This is a genomic window from Microseira wollei NIES-4236 (assembly GCF_020521235.1).
Lineage (GTDB): Bacteria > Cyanobacteriota > Cyanobacteriia > Cyanobacteriales > Aerosakkonemataceae > Microseira > Microseira wollei.
Genome location: NZ_BLAY01000562.1, coordinates 1 through 468, shown reverse-complemented (window position 1 = coordinate 468; position 468 = coordinate 1). Strand labels below are relative to the sequence as shown.

Sequence of the window (468 nt, the reverse complement as noted above, 5' to 3'; positions counted from 1 at the left end):
TCAAAGATTAAAAACCAGGTTTTTGACCTCAGTAGGGGCACGGCATCAGCAAGATTTGCCACTAACGAGAAAATTCTTGACCGCCGTGCCCCGACAACCAATTTCAAAACGAGATCAAACAGCGAGGTAAAAAGATAATGACACAAGAACTCATAGACTTAAAACCCAGCATTTCAGAGGAAATATATAAAAATCATTCATCAAAGATTAAAAACCAGATTTTTGACCTCAGTAGGGGCACGGCATCAGCAAGATTTGCCACTAACGAGAAAATTCTTTGCTGCCGTGCCCCGACAACCAATTTCAAAACCAGATCAAACATCGAGGTAAAAAGATAATGGCACAAGAACTCATAGACTTAAAACCCAGCATTTCAGAGGAAATATATAAAAATCATTCATCAAAGATTAAAAACCAGATTTTTGACCTCAGTAGGGGCACGGCATCAGCAAGATTTGCCACTAACGA

The 468-nt window shown here is 39.5% G+C and carries 1 protein-coding gene; it reads left to right on the top strand.

Annotation, left to right across the window (positions count from 1 at the left end; genetic code table 11):
• Positions 1 to 137 precede the first annotated feature (137 nt).
• The gene (locus MiSe_RS49850; protein ID WP_226595042.1) at positions 138 to 338 is read left to right on the top strand and encodes a hypothetical protein; all 201 of its coding nucleotides are present in this window, start codon (positions 138 to 140) and stop codon (positions 336 to 338) included.
• Positions 339 to 468 lie beyond the last annotated feature (130 nt).